This is a genomic window from Enterobacter sp. kpr-6 (genome assembly GCF_900116015.1).
Taxonomy (GTDB): domain Bacteria; phylum Pseudomonadota; class Gammaproteobacteria; order Enterobacterales; family Enterobacteriaceae; genus Enterobacter_D.
This window is the reverse complement of the sequence record NZ_FOYH01000009.1, coordinates 51,367-71,882: the sequence shown is the minus strand read 5'-3', so window position 1 is coordinate 71,882 and position 20,516 is coordinate 51,367. Positions and strand designations below refer to the sequence as shown.

General features: G+C 55.5%; 17 protein-coding genes. 8 read left to right on the top strand and 9 right to left on the bottom strand.

The window, feature by feature from the left end; all coding sequences use genetic code 11:
- The first annotated feature begins 106 nt into the window (after window positions 1–106).
- Window positions 107–421 (top strand): DUF485 domain-containing protein, encoded by a 315-nt coding sequence (locus tag BM373_RS17970; protein ID WP_090464541.1) that lies wholly within the window; start codon window positions 107–109, stop codon window positions 419–421.
- Complete coding sequence (actP, locus tag BM373_RS17965; RefSeq protein ID WP_090464538.1) at window positions 418–2,070, top strand: cation/acetate symporter ActP; 1,653 nt, start codon at window positions 418–420, stop codon at window positions 2,068–2,070. Before BM373_RS17970 ends, actP begins: the two co-directional genes overlap by 4 nt.
- A 215-nt stretch (window positions 2,071–2,285) precedes the next feature.
- Here actP and BM373_RS17960 read toward each other — a convergent pair whose 3' ends face one another.
- Window positions 2,286–3,845 carry a hypothetical protein gene (locus BM373_RS17960; protein ID WP_090464535.1) on the bottom strand — a complete coding sequence of 520 codons (1,560 nt, stop codon included), beginning with the start codon at window positions 3,843–3,845 and terminating at the stop codon, window positions 2,286–2,288.
- A gap of 48 nt (window positions 3,846–3,893) precedes the next feature.
- On the opposite strand from BM373_RS17960, the gene BM373_RS17955 reads away from it, so the two are divergent.
- Together BM373_RS17955 and BM373_RS17950 are read left to right on the top strand one after the other, a co-directional pair.
- On the top strand, window positions 3,894–5,189 hold the full coding sequence (locus BM373_RS17955) for a Gfo/Idh/MocA family protein (RefSeq protein WP_090464532.1): 1,296 nt from the start codon (window positions 3,894–3,896) through the stop codon (window positions 5,187–5,189).
- A gap of 112 nt (window positions 5,190–5,301) precedes the next feature.
- Window positions 5,302–6,579, top strand: coding sequence for an ABC transporter substrate-binding protein (locus BM373_RS17950; RefSeq protein ID WP_090464529.1), 1,278 nt, complete (start codon window positions 5,302–5,304; stop codon window positions 6,577–6,579).
- Window positions 6,580–6,604: 25 nt separating this feature from the next.
- Here BM373_RS17950 and BM373_RS17945 read toward each other — a convergent pair whose 3' ends face one another.
- Complete coding sequence (locus BM373_RS17945) at window positions 6,605–7,294, bottom strand: LrgB family protein (RefSeq protein WP_090464526.1); 690 nt, start codon at window positions 7,292–7,294, stop codon at window positions 6,605–6,607.
- The gene (locus BM373_RS17940; protein WP_090464523.1) at window positions 7,287–7,697 is read right to left on the bottom strand and encodes a CidA/LrgA family protein; all 411 of its coding nucleotides are present in this window, start codon (window positions 7,695–7,697) and stop codon (window positions 7,287–7,289) included. The genes BM373_RS17945 and BM373_RS17940 overlap by 8 nt, the downstream gene beginning before the upstream one ends.
- A gap of 103 nt (window positions 7,698–7,800) precedes the next feature.
- On the opposite strand from BM373_RS17940, the gene BM373_RS17935 reads away from it, so the two are divergent.
- On the top strand, window positions 7,801–8,688 hold the full coding sequence (locus BM373_RS17935; RefSeq protein WP_090464520.1) for a LysR family transcriptional regulator: 888 nt from the start codon (window positions 7,801–7,803) through the stop codon (window positions 8,686–8,688).
- A 162-nt stretch (window positions 8,689–8,850) separates the two neighbouring features.
- Here the strand turns inward: BM373_RS17935 and BM373_RS17930 are convergent, their stop codons facing one another.
- The 4 genes from BM373_RS17930 to soxR form a co-directional block, all read right to left on the bottom strand.
- Window positions 8,851–10,497, bottom strand: a complete 1,647-nt coding sequence (locus tag BM373_RS17930) for a Na+/H+ antiporter (RefSeq protein WP_090464517.1) — start codon at window positions 10,495–10,497, stop codon at window positions 8,851–8,853.
- 300 nt (window positions 10,498–10,797) lie between these two features.
- The gene (locus BM373_RS17925) at window positions 10,798–12,147 is read right to left on the bottom strand and encodes an NCS2 family permease (RefSeq protein ID WP_090464515.1); all 1,350 of its coding nucleotides are present in this window, start codon (window positions 12,145–12,147) and stop codon (window positions 10,798–10,800) included.
- Window positions 12,148–12,487: 340 nt separating this feature from the next.
- The gene (locus tag BM373_RS17920; protein ID WP_090464512.1) at window positions 12,488–13,156 is read right to left on the bottom strand and encodes a glutathione S-transferase family protein; all 669 of its coding nucleotides are present in this window, start codon (window positions 13,154–13,156) and stop codon (window positions 12,488–12,490) included.
- 271 nt (window positions 13,157–13,427) lie between these two features.
- Window positions 13,428–13,886 (bottom strand): redox-sensitive transcriptional activator SoxR, encoded by a 459-nt coding sequence (soxR, locus tag BM373_RS17915; RefSeq protein ID WP_090464508.1) that lies wholly within the window; start codon window positions 13,884–13,886, stop codon window positions 13,428–13,430.
- Window positions 13,887–13,969: 83 nt separating this feature from the next.
- Between soxR and soxS the strand changes: the two genes are divergently transcribed.
- Window positions 13,970–14,293, top strand: a complete 324-nt coding sequence (soxS, locus tag BM373_RS17910) for a superoxide response transcriptional regulator SoxS (protein WP_090464505.1) — start codon at window positions 13,970–13,972, stop codon at window positions 14,291–14,293.
- A gap of 6 nt (window positions 14,294–14,299) precedes the next feature.
- Here soxS and BM373_RS17905 read toward each other — a convergent pair whose 3' ends face one another.
- Window positions 14,300–15,862, bottom strand: a complete 1,563-nt coding sequence (locus BM373_RS17905) for an EAL domain-containing protein (RefSeq protein ID WP_090464502.1) — start codon at window positions 15,860–15,862, stop codon at window positions 14,300–14,302.
- 570 nt (window positions 15,863–16,432) lie between these two features.
- Between BM373_RS17905 and BM373_RS17900 the strand changes: the two genes are divergently transcribed.
- Window positions 16,433–16,714, top strand: a complete 282-nt coding sequence (locus BM373_RS17900) for a YjcB family protein (protein ID WP_090464499.1) — start codon at window positions 16,433–16,435, stop codon at window positions 16,712–16,714.
- A gap of 58 nt (window positions 16,715–16,772) precedes the next feature.
- Here BM373_RS17900 and ssb1 read toward each other — a convergent pair whose 3' ends face one another.
- Window positions 16,773–17,306, bottom strand: a complete 534-nt coding sequence (gene ssb1, locus BM373_RS17895; RefSeq protein WP_090464495.1) for a single-stranded DNA-binding protein SSB1 — start codon at window positions 17,304–17,306, stop codon at window positions 16,773–16,775.
- A gap of 256 nt (window positions 17,307–17,562) precedes the next feature.
- On the opposite strand from ssb1, the gene uvrA reads away from it, so the two are divergent.
- Entirely contained in the window at window positions 17,563–20,388 is a 2,826-nt protein-coding gene (gene uvrA, locus BM373_RS17885; protein WP_090464490.1) for an excinuclease ABC subunit UvrA, read from the top strand.
- Window positions 20,389–20,516: the final 128 nt, after the last annotated feature.

Below are 20,516 nucleotides of genomic sequence, written 5' to 3'. Positions count from 1 at the left end.
CCGCCCTCACCCTAACCCTCTCCCCCAGGAGAGGGAACTGTTCGCGCCCTACATTAATAACAACAACACACTCTGCATCCACCACTCTACCTCTGGAGAATCTGTGATGAATGACCCTATTTATCAGCGGATAGAACATAACGCGCATTTCAGGGAGCTTGTTGAAAAAAGGCAACGGTTTGCCGTCATCCTGTCACTGATCGTCCTGGTGATTTACATCTGCTTTATCATGCTTATCGCCTTCGCACCCGGCTGGCTCGGTACGCCGCTGCATGCGGGCACCAGCGTGACGCGCGGGATCCCCATTGGTGTGGGCGTCATCCTGATCTCTTTTGCCTTAACCGGCGTTTACGTCTGGCGCGCGAACAGCGAATTCGATCGTCTCAATAATGCGGTGATCCGCGAGGTAAAAGCATCATGAAGAAATTAACGACGGCGCTGGCCGCCCTTCTTCTTCCGCTTTCCGCCAATGCTGCCGATGCCCTGACCGGCGCGGTGCAGCGCCAGCCGACCAACTGGCAGGCGATCATTATGTTTGTGGTGTTCGTGGCCTTTACCCTTGGGATCACTTACTGGGCGTCGAAACGCACCCGCACACGCAGCGACTATTACACCGCAGGCGGTAACATCACCGGTCTGCAAAACGGGCTGGCGATTGCCGGGGATTACATGTCGGCGGCGTCGTTCCTCGGCATCTCCGCGCTGGTGTTTACCTCCGGCTACGACGGGCTGATTTACTCGCTGGGTTTCCTCGTCGGCTGGCCGATCATTCTGTTTTTGATCGCCGAGCGACTGCGTAACCTGGGGCGCTATACCTTTGCCGATGTCGCATCGTATCGCCTTAAACAAGGGCCGATTCGCACCCTCTCTGCCTGCGGTTCGCTGGTGGTGGTGGCGCTGTATCTGATTGCGCAGATGGTCGGCGCGGGCAAACTCATTCAGTTGCTGTTTGGCCTGAACTACCACGTCGCCGTGGTGCTGGTGGGCGTGCTGATGGTGATGTACGTGCTGTTCGGCGGCATGCTGGCGACCACCTGGGTACAGATCATCAAAGCCGTGCTGCTGCTGTTCGGCGCAAGTTTCATGGCCTTTATGGTGATGCGTCACGTGGGCTTCAGCTTCAGTAATCTGTTCACCGAAGCGATGGCGGTGCACCCGAAAGGGTCGGCAATCATGAGTCCTGGCGGGCTGGTGAAAGATCCGATTTCCGCCCTGTCATTAGGCCTGGGGCTGATGTTTGGTACCGCCGGGCTGCCACACATTCTGATGCGCTTCTTCACGGTGTCAGATGCCCGCGAAGCGCGCAAAAGCGTGTTCTACGCCACCGGTTTTATGGGTTACTTCTACATTCTGACCTTTATCATCGGCTTTGGCGCAATCATGCTGGTGGGTGCAAATCCGGTGTTTAAAGATGCGACGGGCGCACTGATTGGCGGCAACAACATGGCGGCGGTTCACCTCGCCAACGCCGTCGGCGGCAACCTGTTCCTCGGCTTTATCTCGGCGGTGGCATTCGCCACAATTCTGGCGGTGGTTGCGGGCTTAACGCTGGCAGGCGCATCGGCGGTATCGCACGACCTGTATGCCAACGTGTTCCGCAAAGGCGCGTCAGAACGCGATGAACTGCGGGTGTCAAAAATCACCGTGCTGGTCCTCGGCGTGATTGCGATCCTGCTGGGCATCCTGTTCGAAAATCAGAACATCGCCTTCATGGTTGGCCTGGCGTTCTCCATTGCCGCAAGCTGTAACTTCCCGATCATTCTGCTCTCAATGTACTGGTCGAAGCTCACTACCCGTGGCGCGATGGTTGGCGGCTGGCTGGGACTGCTCACCGCCGTGGTACTGATGGTGCTGGGCCCGACCATCTGGGTGCAAATCCTCGGTCATGAGAGCGCCATCTTCCCGTATGAATACCCGGCGCTGTTCTCCATTGCCGTGGCCTTTATTGGCATCTGGGTCTTCTCAATTACCGATAACTCCGCTGAGGGGAATCTGGAGCGTGACAAATTCCGCGCCCAGTTCATCCGCTCGCAAACCGGCATCGGCATCGAGCAGGGCCGCGCACATTAATCCTCCCTCCCCCGGCCAGCAATGGCCGGGTTTTCAGATCACATTTTCTGCCCCGCCAGGTGAGCCGCATCACGTCTTTAAAACCACGAAAGTCGATCTTCCTCACAGGGTTTAACCCCGTTTCGCCAACAGCATCACATTTTTTCGCCCTGTGCCCGCAGGCGCGGCGTTTGCGCCTTCCCGTCAGGCGACAACCGCGCCGGGGCTTTTTATGCTTATCTCAGTTCAGTCAGGCTGCGGGCAAAATCGCTTAATCGTTCGGGACTTAGCAGCAGCGGCAAAAACAGCGGGCTGCCTGGCGGTGGCGCATCCACCCAGCGGGCGAGCGTGTCGGCGTAGCGCAACAGCACCTGCTGATGACGCAGCGCCACTTCGCGCCCCGGTTCGCCATAGTGATCGCCCCAGGTCAGATCGCTGACGGCGGCGCTGACGCGGGAAAACATCTGGCTGTAAATTTCCGCATTGCGCCATGCGGCGAGCAGCACCTCCAGCGTGTCGTCGGCGCAGACGATGCGCGGAGCCAGTTCCCGCAGGGATTGCACGGCGTGCGCAGCAAGAAAGCAGGCGGTTTCTTTTTCAAGCGTAATGAGCTGGCGCTGTTCTTCACCGAGGGCGCGATCGTCGGCGGGCATCAGCGGCTGATAGGCCTGCATCCAGTTGGCGCTGCGGGTGTCCATATGCAGCAACTGTTGCGCCTGGGCGAGGCTCAACGGCACCTGGCTCTGGTAATGCAGCCGCCTGCCGAGCAGATTGGGGGTTTTGCACAGCCAGTCGTAGCTGGAGTGCAGAAGCGCGGCGAGCCGCTGTTTGTCGGCGTGCTGGCGAAAACGCAGTCCGTGCTGCTCGCTCCAGGTATCGAACACTGACAGTGACGGCTGGTTCGCTGCCGTCAGGCCCGTCAGATTGATGGCGTTGGCCGACTCCGTAACCCGGCTGTCCGGCAGCCACTGCCAGGTGACGCGGGAGGTGATGGCCTCCACCTCGTTATCGGTGACGCTCAGCGCCCAGCTTAGCCGCCCGCTGATCTCATCGCCGAGATAACAGGGCAGGATCGTCCAGCCGTAACCGGTGCCCCAGAGATCGTATTCGATCCACTTTTTATGGCCGGGGAGCGTGGCGATATGCGGGTGATTGGCAAAGCCGGGGTGATAGTCGAGTTCGGTGGCCTTGATGGAGGCGCGCACGTCGTCCGGCAGTTGCGAGAGCACCGACGAGAGCTGCTGGCGCGGCCAGGAGTGATCGATAAAGTCGCGCAGGATCAGCTTTTTGCCCTGGGCGCGCAGCATACTCCAGACCTGGCGCAGGCCCTGCTGCCAGCCGGAAGTCTGAAACGAGGGTGTGGTCAGGCTCAGAATAAGACCGCCGAAGTGCGGCAGCGCGGGTAATAACGAGGTCAGAATGGTGGCATAAAAATGCGGCCAGAAATCGGGGGCGCTTTTTTCATCGAAGGCAAATTCCGGGAATTTGCGCTTAATAATATCGTCAGAGGGCGCGGCCTCCCCTTGCAGCCAGAAAGTTAATTGCTGCTCCTGCAAATAAAGGCTGACCCGTTTTAAATACTGCACCGCGTAATTTTGTTGATGAATAAGATTTTCGACATTCAGCCGCGTACTTAACGGCGACGGCGTGGCGAGGATCGACAGCAACTCCTGCTGATGAAGAATGATGCCGGTAAATCCGTGCTGTTTTGCGCTGGCAACGCCCTGCACAAACCACGGCCAGTGCCAGATAAACGTGCTGTTCAGTTCCATTAACTGATGCGGAATACGTTTCATCACTTCATCCAGGTTATTTTTCTTTGGTGAATGATAATAGAGGATCGGATGAAAAAATATGCGCTTGTCGGCACCGGGGGACGCGCCGGACTTTATATTTCCGCCATCGGCGGGCAGTGGAAGACGAATGCGAAACTGGTCGCCTTTTGCGATACCAACCAGACGCGAATGCAGTACGCCAATCAGCTTCTGAAAAACGAGGGCGCGGAACCCGTTTCCACCTGGCACGCCTCGCAGTTTGAAGCGATGATCGCGGAAACGCGCCCGGACGTGATTATTGTCACCACCATGGACCGCACCCATGACGATTACATCGTGCGCGCCCTGCACGCGGGCTGCGATGTGATCACCGAAAAGCCAATGACCATCGATGAACAACGCGCCCTGCGCATTCTCGACGCCATTGAAGAAACCGGGCGTCAGGTACGCGTCACCTTTAACTACCGCTACGCGCCGCACCACAGCAAAGTGCGCGAACTGCTGATGAACGGCACCATTGGCGAGGTCAATTCCGTCCACTTCGAATGGCTGCTGAACACCGAGCACGGCGCGGATTATTTCCGCCGCTGGCACCGGGAAAAACGCAACAGCGGTGGCCTGCTGGTGCACAAATCTACCCACCACTTCGACCTGATGAACTTCTGGCTGGCGAGCTACCCGGAGCGGGTGTACGCCGAAGGCAGCCTGCGTTTTTACGGCAAAGAGAACGCCGAGCGGCGCGGCGTGACGCAGTTCTACCCGCGCGCCCACGGTTACAGCACGGCCCAGAACGATCCGTTCGCTCTGCACATGGCGGAGAACGCCCAGCTCAAAGCGCTCTATCTGGATGCCGAGCATGAAGATAACTACTTCCGCGACCAGAGCGTGTTCAGCGACGGCATCACCATCGAAGATACGATGTCGGTGCTGGTGAAATACCAGAACCAGGTGCAGCTCACTTACTCGCTTAATACCTATCTGCCGTGGGAAGGGCTGAACGTGGTGTTTAACGGCAGCGAAGGCCGCCTGGAGATGAAAATCGTTGAGAAATCCTACGTTAACGCGGGCGGCGAGCGCGAAAACGAAGGGAGTCTCGAAGCCTGTGACATCACCGTGTTCCCGATGTTTGCCGCGCCATGGAAGGCAGAATTCAGCCTCGGCGAAGGCGGTCACGGCGGCGGCGATAACGCCATGCTCGCGGATCTGTTTGGCGAGCCGGGTGACGATCCCCTTAAGCGGGCCGCCGATCACCGCGCGGGCGCAATGTCTATCCTCACCGGGATTGCCGGGAATATCTCAATGCAGCAGCAGCGCCCGGTAAACTTCCGCGAATTTGAACTCGTTTCACGTCTTAAAAAACAGTAATACACGGGCAACGGGGCGGAAGGATGCCGCGCCCGTTTTGCCGGTCAGTATTTTGTGGTTACTCACCTGCACGCCACTTCAATAATAAGAATCTCTGTCCCGGAGTCATAGCATGAAGAAAATCTGTACAGGCGTTATCGCATTATCCCTGCTCGCCAGTGGCGTTTGTGCCGCTGAGCCGGTTGAATTACGCATGTCGTGGTGGGGCGGAAACAGCCGTCACCAGGCCACACTGAGCGCTATTAAAGCCTTTGAGCACAAATACCCGGATATTCGCGTGAGGGCGGAATATACCGGCTGGGACGGCCATCTCGCCCGCCTGACCACGCAAATGGCAAGCGGCACCGAGCCTGATGTCATGCAGACTAACTGGCCCTGGCTGCCGATTTTCTCTAAAAATGGCGAAGGGTATTACGATCTTTTCAAACTGAAAGAAACGCTCGATCTCAGCCAGTATCAGCAAAAAGATCTGCTCTCCACCACAGTTAAGGGCAAATTAAACGGCCTGCCCATTTCGGTGAATGCGCCGGTATTTTTCTACAACGACGTGACCTGGAAAAAAGCCGGGATCGCCTACCCAAAAACCTGGGATGAATTATTTGCTGCCGGAAAAATATTTTCGCAGAAACTGGGCGAGAAATATTACCCCTACGCGATGGTCGATCAGGATGTGATATTGCTGCTTAATTCTTACATGGTGCAAAAATACGCGCTGTCGATGTTCAGCCCGGAAGGGAAATTCAACTGGAATGATGAGCAATGGGCAGAGGCGTTTAGTTTTGTGAAACGGCTGGCAGATGAACATATTGTCCCGCGCCCGAAAATCATGTCCTCATACGGCAAAGGCAATCTGTATGAGATGAAGCCGTGGATCGCCGGGGAATGGGGCGGAACCTACACCTGGAATATTTCGATTCGCATGTACATTAATAATCTGACGCCGCCTGCAAAACTGGTGCTCGGAGATTATGTGACGGAGCCGGGTGCGAAAGAAGCGGGCATTTATTTCAAAACTGCGCAGATGTTTTCGGTGGCGAAATCGACGCGCCATCCCAAAGAAGCGGCCATGCTGATTAATTTCCTGCTTAACGATCCACAGGCGGTCACCGCGCTGGGGCTGGAGCGCGGCATTCCTCTTAGCAAAGTGGCGGAAAAACAGCTCACCGATAATGGCACTATCGATCCGAACGATCCGGTGGTCGCCGGGTTACGCCAGGCGCAGTCGCTGCCGACGACGGTGGTGGCGACGCCGTGGATCGAGGATTTACAGATTGTCGATCTGTTTGCCGCCGTGCGGGAGAAGATGGATCACGGCACGTTGACCCCCGCCCAGGCCGCGGTGGAATTTCGCCAGCAGGCCGAGCGCATTATGCGCCGTTTAACCCGCTAACCTGACGCCGCCGGGCAACCGGCGGCTAAAACATCAGCCACGCCACCAGCGGGGCGACCAGCACCATCACCACGCCGGAAAGCATCATCACCAGGCTTGCGACCACGCCCTCCTGCTGGCCGAGTTCATAGGAACGCGCGGTGCCCGCCCCGTGCGATGCCGCGCCGAATCCTGCGCCTTTCGCCATTCCTTCACGAATTGAGAGGCGTAAAAACAGCATATCGCCCACCGCCATACCAAAAACGCCCGTCACCACCACAAACAGCGCCACCAGATCCGGCTGACCGCCGAGCGGTTTGGCCGCCGCCAGCGCAAACGGCGTGGTGACGGAGCGCACCGCCATGCTGCGCTGGATCTCATCGGAGAGTGTGAACAGCCGCGACAGCCAGATGGAGCTGGTAACCGCCACCACCGTCGCGGTCAGAACGCCCGCGCTGAGCGACATCCAGTGGCGTTTAATGATCGCCATGTTGTCATATACCGGGACGGCAAAGGCGATACTCGACGGCCCAAGCAGCCATAACAGCCACTGGGTTTCGCCCATGTAATTCTGATAAGAGATATGCCCGAGCACCAGCATCAACACCAGCAAAATAGGCGTGAGTACCAGCGGCATAAAAGGCAGTGCGCGCCAGCGGCGGTAGAGTCGTTTATTGGCGAAATAAATGATCAGCGTGATAGCCAGATACAGCACGCCGATTAAAAAGCTACTCACTTTTCAGCCTGCGAATTTCAAACTGATAGACTTTATCGACGACCCAGGCGGTTGCGCCTAATACCATCAGTGTGCTGAGGGCAATGACCGTAAATATCCGCCAGCCATCAATCAGCAGGAGCTGCGCGTAATTTACCACCGCGACCACGGCGGGAATAAAAAACAGCAGCATCTCCGCCAGTAACCAGCGTGCACCCGCCCGCACCCAGTTAAGCGGAATAATCCGGCACAGTATTAATGTCAGCAGGATCATCATTCCCACCAGATTGGCGGGCAGCGGTAAATGCAGCCATTGCACCAGATATTCTGCGAAGACAAAAAGCGCGACGTAGAGAAGGACCTGAACCGGTACCTGAGCGCCTCGCAGGAGGGCAGGCGTAACACGGCTTAACGCCAGCATCATGGAAATATTTCCATCAAAATAAGTCAGGCGGCCAGTATAAGGAGCCACCACTGGCGATTGAAATGAATTAAACTCATCGGATGCATAGGCTCAGGGAATAATCATGGATATCAGAACGCTGCGTTATTTTGTGGAGGTTGTGCGTCAGCAGAGTTTCACTCGCGCAGCGGAGCGCTTATTCGTCACGCAACCGACGATCAGTAAGATGCTTAAAAACCTTGAGGATGAGCTTAACTGCACGTTGCTTATTCGTGACGGGCGCAAATTATTGTTAACCGATACCGGACGCGTGGTGTTTGAGCGCGGGCTTATGATCCTCGCGGAATTTCGCCAGCTTGAAGCCGAGCTTGGCGATATTAATCATCTCAATAAGGGCGTGCTGCGGCTGGGTATTCCCCCGATGGTCGGGATGCTGATGGCGGGACCGATCGGTCTTTTTCGCCAGCGCTATCCGGGCGTGGAACTGAAGATTTCGGAGTTCGGCGGTCTGACCGTGCAGCAGGCGGTGATCAACGGCGAGCTGGATCTGGCGATGACGGCGCTGCCGGTGGAAGAAGAGAGCGGGCTTGCCACCCTCCCCCTTTTCCGCCATCCGCTGTGCGTGCTGGTGCCCCGCTCTGGCTACTGGCTAGAATGCGAAGCGCTCTCCCCGGCAGAACTGGCCGAACATCCGCTACTGATTTACAACGAAGATTTCGCCCTGAGCCGCCAGTTGATGCAGTTGTTTAATCAGCATGGGGTGAAACCGCGTATCGCGGTGCGCAGCGGCCAGTGGGATTTTCTGGCCGCGATGGTGCAGGCAGGCGTGGGGATTGCGATTCTGCCGGAGCCGATCTGCCAGCGGCTGGATAAGCAGACGCTGAAGTGGATCCCGCTGCAAAGCAATTTGCACTGGGAACTGGGGATGATCTGGCGCGACGGGGTGTATTTGTCGCACAGTGCACATGCGTGGCTGAAGTGCTGCGAGGGGTTTTGGCTGCCGGCGGAGTAAGTCATTTTACCCTCACCCCGGCCCTCTCCCTTAGGGAGAGGGAGAAAGGCGGGTCTGTGCTCGATCTGTCCCCTCTCCCTGAGGGAGAGGGAGAAAGGCGAGTCTGTGCTCGATCTGTCCCCTCTCCCTTAGGGAGAGGGTTAGGGTGAGGGGAAAACTCCCTTACTTATGCTCTATCAGCAGCGCTTCGAGCAAATCCAAATCGTGCAGCAGTTTTTGCAGCGTTTCATTGCTGATCTGCCGGGTGGCGCGCAGGTGATACAGCTCGGCGCGCTCTGAACGCAGTGCGGCGAGGCGGAAGCGGCGTTCGAGGTTTTCTTCCTGCATCGAACTTTCCACATCGTTACGCCCGTCGGCACGGCGGCGCAGATTACCGATAACCCGGGAACTCACCTCGGTCAGTAGCTGGTTATCAATGTTCTCTTCACTGTTGGCCGCCAGGCGCTCTTCCATTTTCTGAATCGCCACAATCGCCACGTCAGCGGTTTTTGCCCGCGCCAGACGCTCTTCCTTAGCCTGCTGCATATGGTCGCCGATCTCCATGTGTTGCAGCAGCATCGGCAGCACAATCACCGCGATAAACAGCGAGAACAGGATCACGCCCGCCGCGAGGAACACCAGTTCATAACGGGCCGGGAAGACGTTACCGTCCGGCAGCAGCAGCGGGATAGAGAGCACACCCGCAAGGGTAATCGCCCCGCGCACGCCTGCGAAAGTCGAGATCATCAGCTCGCGCGTTGACCACGAACCAAACTCCATCGGCTTCTTATCCAGAAAACGGCGACTAAAGTTTTTCATCGTCCACAGCCAGCCGAAGCGAACCAGCATCAGCGCGGCGTAAATCAGGACGATGTCGGTAAACAGCATCCAGGTTTCAACGTTCGGATCGGCTTCCGCCGCCACCAGTGAAGTCTCAAGAATGCCCGGCAGTTGCAGACCTAACAGCAGGAACACCATGCCGTTAAAGACAAACTCCAGCATCGACCAGGTGCTGTTGGCGCGCAGGCGCATCGCCAGCGGCGCACGACGCATCACGCCGGAACGGGTGATGGTCATCCCCGCCGCCACCGCCGCCAGAATGCCGGAAAAGCCGATGTGTTCGGCGATCAGGTAAGAAGCAAACGGCAGCAGGAACAGTAAAACGATTTGCGTGGCGGGCTCGTCGCCACCCCAGCGGCTGAGAAAACGCAGCGAGCGACCATAGAGCCAGCTAACAACAAACCCTGCCAGAATGCCGCCAAATGCCACCTTGAAGAACTCCAGCGTGGCACCACCCACGGTAAAGACCATGGTGCCCATCGCCACGGCGACCGCAAATTTCAGCGCCACCAGGCCCGACGCGTCGTTCATTAACGCTTCGCCTTGCAGGATGCCCATGATTTTTTTCGGGATGCGGCCTTCGCCGACAATGCCGGACAGCGCCACGGCGTCGGTCGGTGACAGCACCGCCGCCAGCGCAAAGGCCGGTATCAGCGGGATGCCTGGGACGATCCAGTAAATCAGATAGCCGATGCCGACCACGGTGACGACCACCAGCGCCAGCGCCAGGCCGAAGATCTCCCGCCCATGTTCCAGGAACTCGCGCGTCGGCGTTTTCCAGCCGTCGGCAAACAGCAGCGGCGGAATAAACAGGACCAGAAACAGTTCCGGATCAAACTCTACATGCAGGCCAAAGGTCGGTAACGCCAGTAAGGCACCGATGGCGATTTGCATTAACGGTAAGGGGACTTGAAAAGGCAGAACACGAGTGACTACCCCTGAGAGCGAAACCACGAGGGTCATGATGAGGATGGTGAAGAATATTTCCATGCGTTCCCTGTTTGCGATGATTTTTTATAAATCGATGCGAGGCATCATGCCTCTCATAATAGAACATGCAGATTAACGCATGGGAAACAGGATGTGCCTTAAAAAAAGAAAAAAGATGATGTGGGAGGGACAGACCCTCACCCCGGCCCTCTCCCTCAGGGAGAGGGGGAAAGGCGGGTTCGTGCTCAGACTGTCACCCTCACCCCGGCCCTCTCCCTCAGGGAGAGGGGGAAAGGCCAGTCCGTGCTCGATCTGTCCCCTCTCCCTGAGGGAGAGGGTTAGGGTGAGGGGAATAAACGATTAAATCGCCCAGCCGCCCGCGTAGAAGGCCACCAGCGCCACTGCGATGAGCACAGTGCCGATGTTCAGCTTACGCCATTCACCGGAGACCAGACGGCCAATCACCAGAGAGGCGAAACCGATCATGATGCCGGTCACGATGTTACAGGTCAGCACGATAAACACCGCGGTGATAAGCCCGGACATGGCGTCAACGAAATCAGCAAAATCGATTTTCGCCACGTTGCTCAGCATCAGGAGGCCAACATACATCAGTGCAGGTGCGGTTGCGTAGATCGGAACCAGATAAGAGAGCGGGGAGAGGAACAGAATCAGCAGGAACAGAACGCCAACGGTGATCGCGGTCAGACCGGTTTTGCCGCCCGCTGCGGTACCCGCTGCGGATTCGATATAGACCGCCGCAGGCGCTGCACCCACCAGGCCTGAGAACACGCTGCTCAGGGAGTCAGTGGTCAGCGCTTTGCCGCCATCAATGATCTGCCCGTCTTTGTCCAGCAGGTTCGCCTGACCCGCGACCGCACGGATAGTCCCGGTGGCGTCAAATACCGCGGTCATCACCAGTGCCAGTACGCTCGGCAGCACAAGCGGATTCAGCGCGCCGACGATATCCAGGCTGCCAATCAGGGAGTTACCGTGTTCGTCACTCAGCGACGGCATGGCAAAAATACCGGAGAAGTGCACGGTCGGATCGAAAATCAGACCCACAATCGAAATGCCGATGATGGTCAGCAGAATGCCGCCCGGCACTTTCAGTTTTTCCAGACCGATAATGACCGCCAGACCAATCAGCGACATGATCACCGGGAAGCTGGCGAAGTGGCCCAGAGCAACCGGCAGACCGTCAATCGGGTTTTTAACCACCAGACCAACGCCGCTCGCGGCAATCAGCAGCAGGAACAGGCCGATACCAATCCCGGTGCCGTGCGCAACGCCCTGCGGCAGGTTGCGCAGGATCCAGCTACGGATACCAGTCGCGGAGATGACGGTGAACAGAACACCCATCAGGAACACAGCACCCAGCGCCACTTCAATGCTGATTTGCTGACCCAGTACCAGGCTGAACGCTGTGAATGCGGTGAGCGAGATCGCGCAACCGATCGCCAGCGGCAGGTTTGCCCAAAGCCCCATGACGATAGAGCCCACACCCGCGACCAGACAGGTGGCAACAAAGACGGCGGCAGGCGGGAAGCCCGCTTTACCCAACATACCCGGTACGACGATCACGGAATAAACCATCGCCAGGAAGGTGGTGAGACCGGCTACAATTTCCTGACGGGCGGTGCTGCCGCGCGCAGAGATTTTAAAGAAAGCGTCAAGCGAACCGCCGGTACGCGCTGAAGGCGTAGACATAGAAAACATCCCCTGAGAATTTTTATAAACGCTGATTTGCGTGGTGGACAATCCACTGCCAGCTAAACGTCATCTCCCTGTGCTACGTTGCGGCAAGGCGCGCCACAAAAAGCAAACGTTTAACTCCGCGCAAACAAAACGGCTGAGAAAAAAGGCAAACGATTATCTAGCCTTCCACAGGGGTTTTTCAACTTAACTTTGCGCCTTTTTACTAAATTTCACTTATGATGGCGAAGAAGTGGTCAGTGGATGCGCAAACGTTATCGTTGGTGCGCAACCTTGCAACATTTTTGTCGCCTTTTCGCCGCAATTTTCAGCGCTCATCATTTTTAATGATGTTTCAGCCACCGGGGATATCCAGCGGGCCGCCCTTCTCAATCGCCCGTTTCCAGGCCGGACGCATTTCCACGCGCTTTTGCCAGGCCTTAAGGTTGGGCAGCGATTCGATGCCCCCACGGGCCAGCAGCGCGAAGACCGGGAAACTCATCTGGATATCGGCCATGCTCAGTTCATCCCCCGCAAACCAGGGATTATTGCCAAGTTCCGCTTCCATATAACGGGCATGCGCTTCCAGTTGCTGGTTAAGCCACGCTTTTTGTACGCCCTGCCCCAGCGCTTTGCCCAGGGTTCGAAAGCCGAGGGGGACCGGTGGTTTACCCAGGCTGCTAAAGACCAGTTTCATCAGCAACAACGGCATCAGCGAGCCTTCGGCGTAGTGCAGCCAGAAACGGTATTGCAGCCGCTGCTCTTTGCCCGCCGGTTTGAGCGTCTGCTGCGGGTCCCAGGTTTCCTGGAGATATTCAAGGATCGCCCCGGATTCGGCGATGATAAGCCCGTCATCTTCCAGTACCGGCGATTTACCCAGCGGATGCACTTTCTTCAGTGATTCGGGGGCCAGCATGGTTTTTTCGCGTTGATAGCGCTCGATATGATAAGGCAGGCCCAGCTCTTCCAGCGCCCACAGCACGCGCTGAGATCGGGACTGATTTAAATGGTGAATGGTGATCATGATTGACTCCCTTACCGTTTTCACGTTTGCGGCAAAAAACCGCCGGTTTTGTGCAAAATATTTCGCCGAGAAACTCACCCTTATGACTGGCAATGTCATCGCCGTGTCATACAATCAAAGTGTCAGCACAAACCGGAACCTCCAACCTGATTGAGTTTACTGAGGGGAGCTGATGTCGGGGGAAACCCTCCCAAAAAATGGGATAGAGAGAAAGACAAAGACCGGAAATAAACTAAAGCGCCCCAGTGGCGCTTTAGTTTTGTGCGTTGAATCAGTCATCTTCCAGCAACCGGGCACCGGTGCCCTGCGCGCCCAGTTCATCGCCGGGGTTACGCAACGGGCAGTCGCTTCGCGACAGACATCCACACCCGATACAGCCATCCAGATCGTCACGGAGCGCCTCCAGCGTGTGAATGCGCCGGTCCAGTTCTTCACGCCATTGCGATGAGAGCTGTTTCCACTCTTTTGCGCTTAAGGTATGGCCTTCCGGCAACACGCCAAATGCGTCACCGACAGTCGCCAGCGGAATACCGATGCGTTGAGCAATTTTGATAATCGCGACATATCGCAACACATCACGCGTATAACGCCGCTGATTACCCTTATTTCTGATGCTTTTGATCAGGCCTTTCGACTCGTAAAAGTGTAGAGCAGAAACCGCAACACCGCTACGTTTCGCCACTTCGCCCGGCGTCAGTAACGCTTTAATACGCGGTAATTTCTTTTCCATAATCGCTTTACCTCAAGTTAACTTGAGGAATTATACTCGCCCGCAGACAAAACGACGAATCCAGAACTGAGAAAGAGGCATGTATGTCCCATCAGCAAATTATTCAGACACTTATTGAATGGATTGATGAACATATCGATCAGCCGATGAACATCGACGTGGTCGCCAGAAAATCCGGTTATTCGAAGTGGTACCTGCAACGGATGTTCCGCACGGTGATGCATCAGACCCTGGGGGATTACATTCGTCAGCGGCGATTACTGCTGGCGGCAGAAGCGCTGCGCACCACACAGCGGCCTATTTTTGATATCGCGATGGATTTAGGCTATGTCTCGCAGCAGACATTTTCACGCGTGTTCCGCCGCGAGTTCGACAGAACGCCCAGCGATTACCGCCACCAGATGTAAGGCAGCCTAGTCGTGCCGCTGCACCCAGGTAATAAATTCCTGCGGCGGCAGGGCCTTGGCAAAATGCCAGCCCTGGCAGAACTGGACGCCACGTTTTAACAGCCAGGTGACCTGCTCTGCCGTTTCGACCCCTTCCGCGATAATTTTCAGGCGCAGGCTATGTGCCATTTCAATAATATGCTCGGCGATCAGATGGCTGGTGCTGTTGGTGGTCAGCGTATCGATAAAGGATTTGTCGATTTTCAGGATATCGACATTGAGGGAATATAAGTTATGCAGGTTGGAATAGCCGGTCCCAAAATCGTCGATAGCTACTTCATATCCCGCCTGACGAAATGCCTGAATCACCGGCGTGGTTTTCGGCACATCAATAAAACCGCGCTCGGTCACTTCAATTTTAATTTGCTCTGCGCGCACGGAATACTGCTGCGCTTTATCTGAAATCAGCGCAATTAAGCGGGACGAGTGAAAATCGGAGGCGGAGAGATTAATGGAGATATACAGATGTGGATTAACGGCGAGAAAATTCCCTAAATCGGTAAATACATCTTCTACGGCGTAGTCGGTCACCCGCTCAATCAAACCTTCCTGTTCTGCGAGTGGAATAAATTCAGCCGGGCTCATTACCGGGCCATCGAAACCCGGCCAGCGTAGCAGCGCTTCCGCACCAACGCAGTGTCCTGTTTTGATATCAATGATGGGCTGGTAATGCAGTCTGAGCTGGCGTTTTAATAACGCCCGGTGCAGTAAACGGCGCGGGGAGTTAAACTCCTGACGCGTTCGTGACCAGACCAGTAACACGATAATGCTGCAAATCATTCCTAAAGGAAGCGTCAGCGTCGCCTGGTGATAAAGAAACTTAAAATAACGATCGCTCGACGTGGAGACAATGATGGCAATAGGGCGCTTCCCGGAGCGGGCGATGGTATAAAAGCGGCCGTCTTGCTGAAAATTAAAATCGTTATTGTGGATCAGGCCTGATAACGCGTGAGCGCTGGTGTTATTACTGACGGAAAAGAATGACTTAGTAACGGTGTCATACACGCCGTAAGACAACGAATGGTCATCTGTCATCACTTCACTATACGACAGGGGATTGACGACCACGGTATAATTACCGCGCTGCATATACACCATTTTATAACCTTCATAAAAAGGCGTGTCGCGGTAATAATAAATGGAAATATCGGGAGCGCGTTTATATTCAGCAGCGGGAATAATATACGGACGGGGGAGCGTTAATGACGTCGAGCATAAAAAATGATCGCCACGGGTGTAGATTAAATCTGCAACATATAATCGTCCGCGAATAACATTAAGCATATTCTGGCGGTGAGCAGGCGAGCAAATTTGACCGTTGAATTTCAGCGCTTCATTGCGCGCTATTTCAACTTCGCGGATCACTACTTCTGTTTTATCTAAAGCCAGTTGCGCAAACGACCGAAGCTGACTTCCCGTTTCTTTAACTGCCTGAATGTGCGCAAACCATAGCGCCAGCATCACAGGTAGCAAAACTACCATGATGATCCCAACGATTCTCAGCACCTTGCGACGTGCGCTATGATTCATTTCCGCCCAATATCCCTGCAATTTGTGTGCCTGCATTGACGGCAGGATGCTTTGATTAACAGGTGATTACGTTGCATGAATCATACGACATTAGCAACTGACTTTTCTCATTAAAAACCTAATATTTAGTTATGAAGATAATATTTGTCCGTAAGGCAAACTAAAAGTGTTCCCCCTGTTTATATTAAGGTAAATATTTATCCAGTTTAAAGCGAAGATTTTCGATAATCCGGGAGAGAAACGGTGATTAAGCTAAATCGCATAAGAATAAAAATCCCGTGAAAAGAATGTTTATTTTTTCAACTATTCCGGCTGCGTCAGACGACGCTTTTCATATTCAAATACACCTCGTTACTCTGTCTGCTTTTCCAGGTTAACGCTCGCTTGTGCCCTGTACGATCAAAAAATTGCTTAAATCCCGCGCACTGACGCTGGCGAATAAAAGAACAAACGTGATATAGTTCACACATCTCATGCAACTGCAAATTTCGTTTCATTTAAGTGTGTAACCGCTGCGAACTCACCGCGTTTAATGCCCGTTCGCAGGGACGTTTTTCTGAGGACTGGTTGATGGCTACCCTTACCACTGGTGTGGTACTGCTTCGCTGGCAGTTATTAAGCGCCGTGTTGATGTTCATGGCGAGCACGTTGAATATTCAGTTTCGCAAGTCGGATTACATCGGGCTTGCGGTGATCAGTAGCGGTCTGGGTATGGCGGCTGCCTGCTGGTTCGCGACGGGACTGCTCGGCATCACGCTGGTTGATGTGGCGACTATCTGGAATAACATCAAAGATGTGATGGTGGAAATATCCAGTCATGCCCCACCAGAATGGCCGATGGTGCTTACCTGATTTTTCGCGAGCAATAAAAAAAGCGCCTTTAAAAGGCGCTTTTTTTGACTGCGACAACTTAGAACGGAATGTCGTCGTCAAAGTCCATCGGCGGTTCGTTAGACGGTGCCGGAGCGGACTGCTGTTGCTGCTGCGGACGAGACTGTGCGCCGCCGCTGAACTGGTTGCCGCCCTGCGGTTGCTGAGGCTGACCCCAACCGCCCTGCTGCTGGCCGCCACCTGCCGGTGCACCGCCGCCCTGACGACCACCGAGCATTTGCATCACGCCGCCAATCTGCGGAACGTTGATTTCGGTGGTGTAGCGCTCCTGACCGCTCTGATCGGTCCACTTACGGGTGCGTAGGGAACCTTCGATATAAACCTGCGAACCTTTACGCAGATATTCACCGGCGATTTCTGCCAGTTTGCCGAACAACACAACGCGGTGCCATTCAGTCTGCTCTTTCGTTTCGCCGGTGTTTTTATCACGCCAGGATTCGGAAGTAGCCAGCGTAATGTTGGCGACTGCGCCACCATTTGGCATGTAGCGCACTTCCGGGTCCTGGCCCAGGTTACCGACGAGAATCACCTTGTTTACGCCTCTGCTGGCCATGGTTGTGTCTCCTGAATACGTTTCTTAATAGTGTAAACGCGCAAGTGTACCATTTCAAAGTAGCGAATAGATACCTTGCGCAGCTGATTCAAAGAATCAGCCCAACATGCGACATTTTTGCACAACCGGCTGGAAGATGCATCATAATACTGTATATCCAATCAGGTTAAATTGTGTCATAATTAGCCGTTTCAGTTCTGACCGCTGGGTGTCCTTCAAACATGCCGAGCAGCCGAATCTCTACCGGGAAAGGTGAATGGATAAGATAGAAGTACGGGGCGCGCGAACCCACAATCTCAAAAACATCAACCTCGTTATCCCTCGCGACAAACTCATTGTCGTGACCGGGCTTTCGGGTTCAGGTAAATCCTCGCTGGCTTTCGATACCCTTTATGCCGAAGGGCAGCGACGCTATGTCGAATCGCTTTCCGCCTATGCGCGTCAGTTCCTGTCGCTCATGGAAAAGCCGGATGTCGATCATATCGAAGGGTTGTCACCGGCAATTTCCATTGAGCAGAAGTCAACGTCGCATAACCCGCGTTCGACGGTCGGCACGATCACCGAAATACACGACTATCTGCGTTTGCTGTTCGCCCGCGTGGGCGAAGCGCGCTGCCCGGATCATGACGTCCCTCTGGCGGCGCAAACCGTCAGCCAGATGGTGGATAACGTGCTCTCGCAGCCGGAAGGCAAACGTCTGATGCTGCTTGCGCCGATCATTAAAGAGCGTAAGGGCGAGCACACCAAAACGCTGGAAAACCTGGCAAGCCAGGGTTATATCCGTGCGCGCATCGACGGCGAAGTGTGCGATCTCTCCGATCCGCCTTCACTTGAGCTGCAAAAGAAACACACTATCGAGGTGGTGATCGATCGTTTCAAAGTGCGTGACGATCTGACCCAGCGTCTGGCGGAATCGTTTGAAACCGCGCTGGAGCTTTCCGGCGGCACGGTAATCGTCGCCGATATGGACGATGCGAAAGCCGAAGAGCTGCTCTTCTCCGCTAACTTCGCCTGCCCGATTTGTGGCTACAGCATGAACGAACTCGAACCGCGTATGTTCTCGTTCAACAACCCGGCGGGTGCCTGCCCGACCTGCGACGGTCTTGGCGTTCAGCAATATTTCGATCCAGACCGCATTATCCAGAACCCGGAGCTGTCGCTGGCTGGCGGCGCAATCCGCGGTTGGGATCGCCGTAACTTCTATTATTTCCAGATGCTGCGCTCGCTGGCAGAGCATTACAAATTCGACGTAGAAGCACCGTGGGCGAGCCTTAGCGCCAACGTGCATAAAGTGGTGCTGTCGGGTTCCGGTAAAGAAAGCATTGAATTCAAATACATGAACGACCGTGGTGACACCTCTGTGCGTCGTCACCCGTTCGAAGGCGTGCTGCACAATATGGAGCGCCGTTACAAAGAGACGGAATCCAGTGCCGTGCGCGAAGAGCTGGCGAAGTTCATCAGCAATCGCCCCTGCGCCTCGTGCGACGGGACGCGTCTGCGCCGTGAAGCGCGTCATGTCTTTGTAGAAAATACGCCGCTGCCGTCCATCTCCGATATGAGCATCGGTCATGCGATGGATTTCTTCACCAATCTTAAACTTTCCGGTCAGCGTGCAAAAATCGCTGAGAAAGTGCTGAAAGAGATCGGTGACCGCCTGAAGTTCCTGGTGAACGTAGGCCTGAACTACCTGACGCTTTCCCGCTCGGCGGAAACGCTGTCCGGCGGTGAAGCGCAGCGTATCCGTCTGGCAAGCCAGATTGGTGCAGGGCTGGTCGGCGTGATGTACGTGCTGGATGAGCCGTCAATCGGTCTGCACCAGCGCGATAACGAACGCCTGCTCGGTACGCTTATCCACCTGCGTAATCTCGGTAACACAGTGATTGTGGTGGAGCACGATGAAGACGCGATTCGCGCCGCCGATCATGTGATCGACATCGGCCCCGGCGCAGGCGTGCACGGTGGCCAGGTGGTCGCGGAAGGTACGCTGAAAGACATTATGGCGGTGCCGGAGTCGCTGACCGGGCAGTTCATGAGCGGCAAACGGCAGATTGAAGTGCCGAAACAGCGCGTTCAGGCCGACCCGGAGAAAGTGCTCAAGCTCACCGGGGCGCGCGGTAACAACCTGAAAGACGTCACGCTCACGCTGCCGGTTGGCCTGTTTACCTGCATCACCGGCGTGTCCGGTTCAGGTAAATCGACGCTGATTAACGATACGCTGTTCCCGATTGCTCAGCGCCAGCTTAACGGTGCCACCATCGCCGAACCTGCGCCGTACCGTGAAGTTCACGGTCTGGAGCACTTCGATAAAGTGATCGACATCGACCAGAGCCCGATTGGACGCACGCCGCGCTCTAACCCGGCGACCTATACTGGCGTGTTTACGCCCGTACGTGAACTGTTCGCGGGCGTACCGGAATCCCGTTCGCGCGGCTATACGCCGGGGCGCTTTAGCTTTAACGTGCGCGGCGGACGCTGCGAAGCCTGTCAGGGCGATGGCGTAATCAAAGTTGAAATGCACTTCCTGCCGGACATTTACGTGCCGTGCGACCAGTGCAAAGGCAAGCGCTACAACCGCGAAACCCTGGAGATCAAATACAAGGGCAAGAGCATTCACGAAGTGCTGGATATGACCATCGAAGAAGCGCGTGAATACTTCGATGCCGTGCCTGCGCTGGCGCGTAAGCTGCAAACCCTGATTGACGTGGGGCTGTCCTATATTCGTCTGGGCCAGTCGGCGACCACGCTTTCTGGTGGTGAAGCGCAGCGTGTGAAACTGGCACGCGAGCTGTCAAAACGCGGTACCGGTCAGACGCTCTATATTCTCGACGAACCGACCACCGGTCTGCACTTTGCCGATATTCAGCAGCTACTTCAGGTGCTGCATCAGTTGCGCGATCAGGGCAATACGATTGTGGTGATTGAGCATAACCTGGACGTGATTAAAACCGCCGACTGGATTGTTGATCTCGGTCCGGAGGGCGGCAGCGGCGGCGGGGAAATTCTCGTCTCCGGCACCCCTGAAACGGTCGCGGAATGCGAAGCCTCGCACACGGCTCGCTTCCTGAAACCGATGCTGAAGTAAGCCTCTGCGCCCCGTCGATTTTCGCCGGGGCGCATCACATTTCCCCATTTTTCATCATTCCGGCGAGTTGATTAGGCCTGACCCCACGCGCATGGTATAGCCTTGATATCCTTTTTCATTCGTAAACC

Bases quoted from the DNA above. Each gene is read 5' to 3' on its own strand.
- BM373_RS17900 (WP_090464499.1), top strand. From the start codon at position 16,433: ATGGCTACCCTTACCACTGGTGTGGTACTGCTTCGCTGGCAGTTATTA.
- BM373_RS17970 (WP_090464541.1), top strand. From the start codon at position 107: ATGAATGACCCTATTTATCAGCGGATAGAACATAACGCGCATTTCAGG.
- BM373_RS17940 (WP_090464523.1), bottom strand. From the start codon at position 7,697: ATGATGCTGGCGTTAAGCCGTGTTACGCCTGCCCTCCTGCGAGGCGCT.
- BM373_RS17930 (WP_090464517.1), bottom strand. From the start codon at position 10,497: ATGGAAATATTCTTCACCATCCTCATCATGACCCTCGTGGTTTCGCTC.
- BM373_RS17925 (WP_090464515.1), bottom strand. From the start codon at position 12,147: ATGTCTACGCCTTCAGCGCGTACCGGCGGTTCGCTTGACGCTTTCTTT.
- BM373_RS17935 (WP_090464520.1), top strand. From the start codon at position 7,801: ATGGATATCAGAACGCTGCGTTATTTTGTGGAGGTTGTGCGTCAGCAG.
- BM373_RS17905 (WP_090464502.1), bottom strand. From the start codon at position 15,862: ATGAATCATAGCGCACGTCGCAAGGTGCTGAGAATCGTTGGGATCATC.
- soxS (WP_090464505.1), top strand. From the start codon at position 13,970: ATGTCCCATCAGCAAATTATTCAGACACTTATTGAATGGATTGATGAA.
- actP (WP_090464538.1), top strand. From the start codon at position 418: ATGAAGAAATTAACGACGGCGCTGGCCGCCCTTCTTCTTCCGCTTTCC.
- ssb1 (WP_090464495.1), bottom strand. From the start codon at position 17,306: ATGGCCAGCAGAGGCGTAAACAAGGTGATTCTCGTCGGTAACCTGGGC.
- BM373_RS17920 (WP_090464512.1), bottom strand. From the start codon at position 13,156: ATGATCACCATTCACCATTTAAATCAGTCCCGATCTCAGCGCGTGCTG.
- BM373_RS17955 (WP_090464532.1), top strand. From the start codon at position 3,894: ATGAAAAAATATGCGCTTGTCGGCACCGGGGGACGCGCCGGACTTTAT.
- uvrA (WP_090464490.1), top strand. From the start codon at position 17,563: ATGGATAAGATAGAAGTACGGGGCGCGCGAACCCACAATCTCAAAAAC.
- BM373_RS17950 (WP_090464529.1), top strand. From the start codon at position 5,302: ATGAAGAAAATCTGTACAGGCGTTATCGCATTATCCCTGCTCGCCAGT.
- soxR (WP_090464508.1), bottom strand. From the start codon at position 13,886: ATGGAAAAGAAATTACCGCGTATTAAAGCGTTACTGACGCCGGGCGAA.
- BM373_RS17960 (WP_090464535.1), bottom strand. From the start codon at position 3,845: ATGAAACGTATTCCGCATCAGTTAATGGAACTGAACAGCACGTTTATC.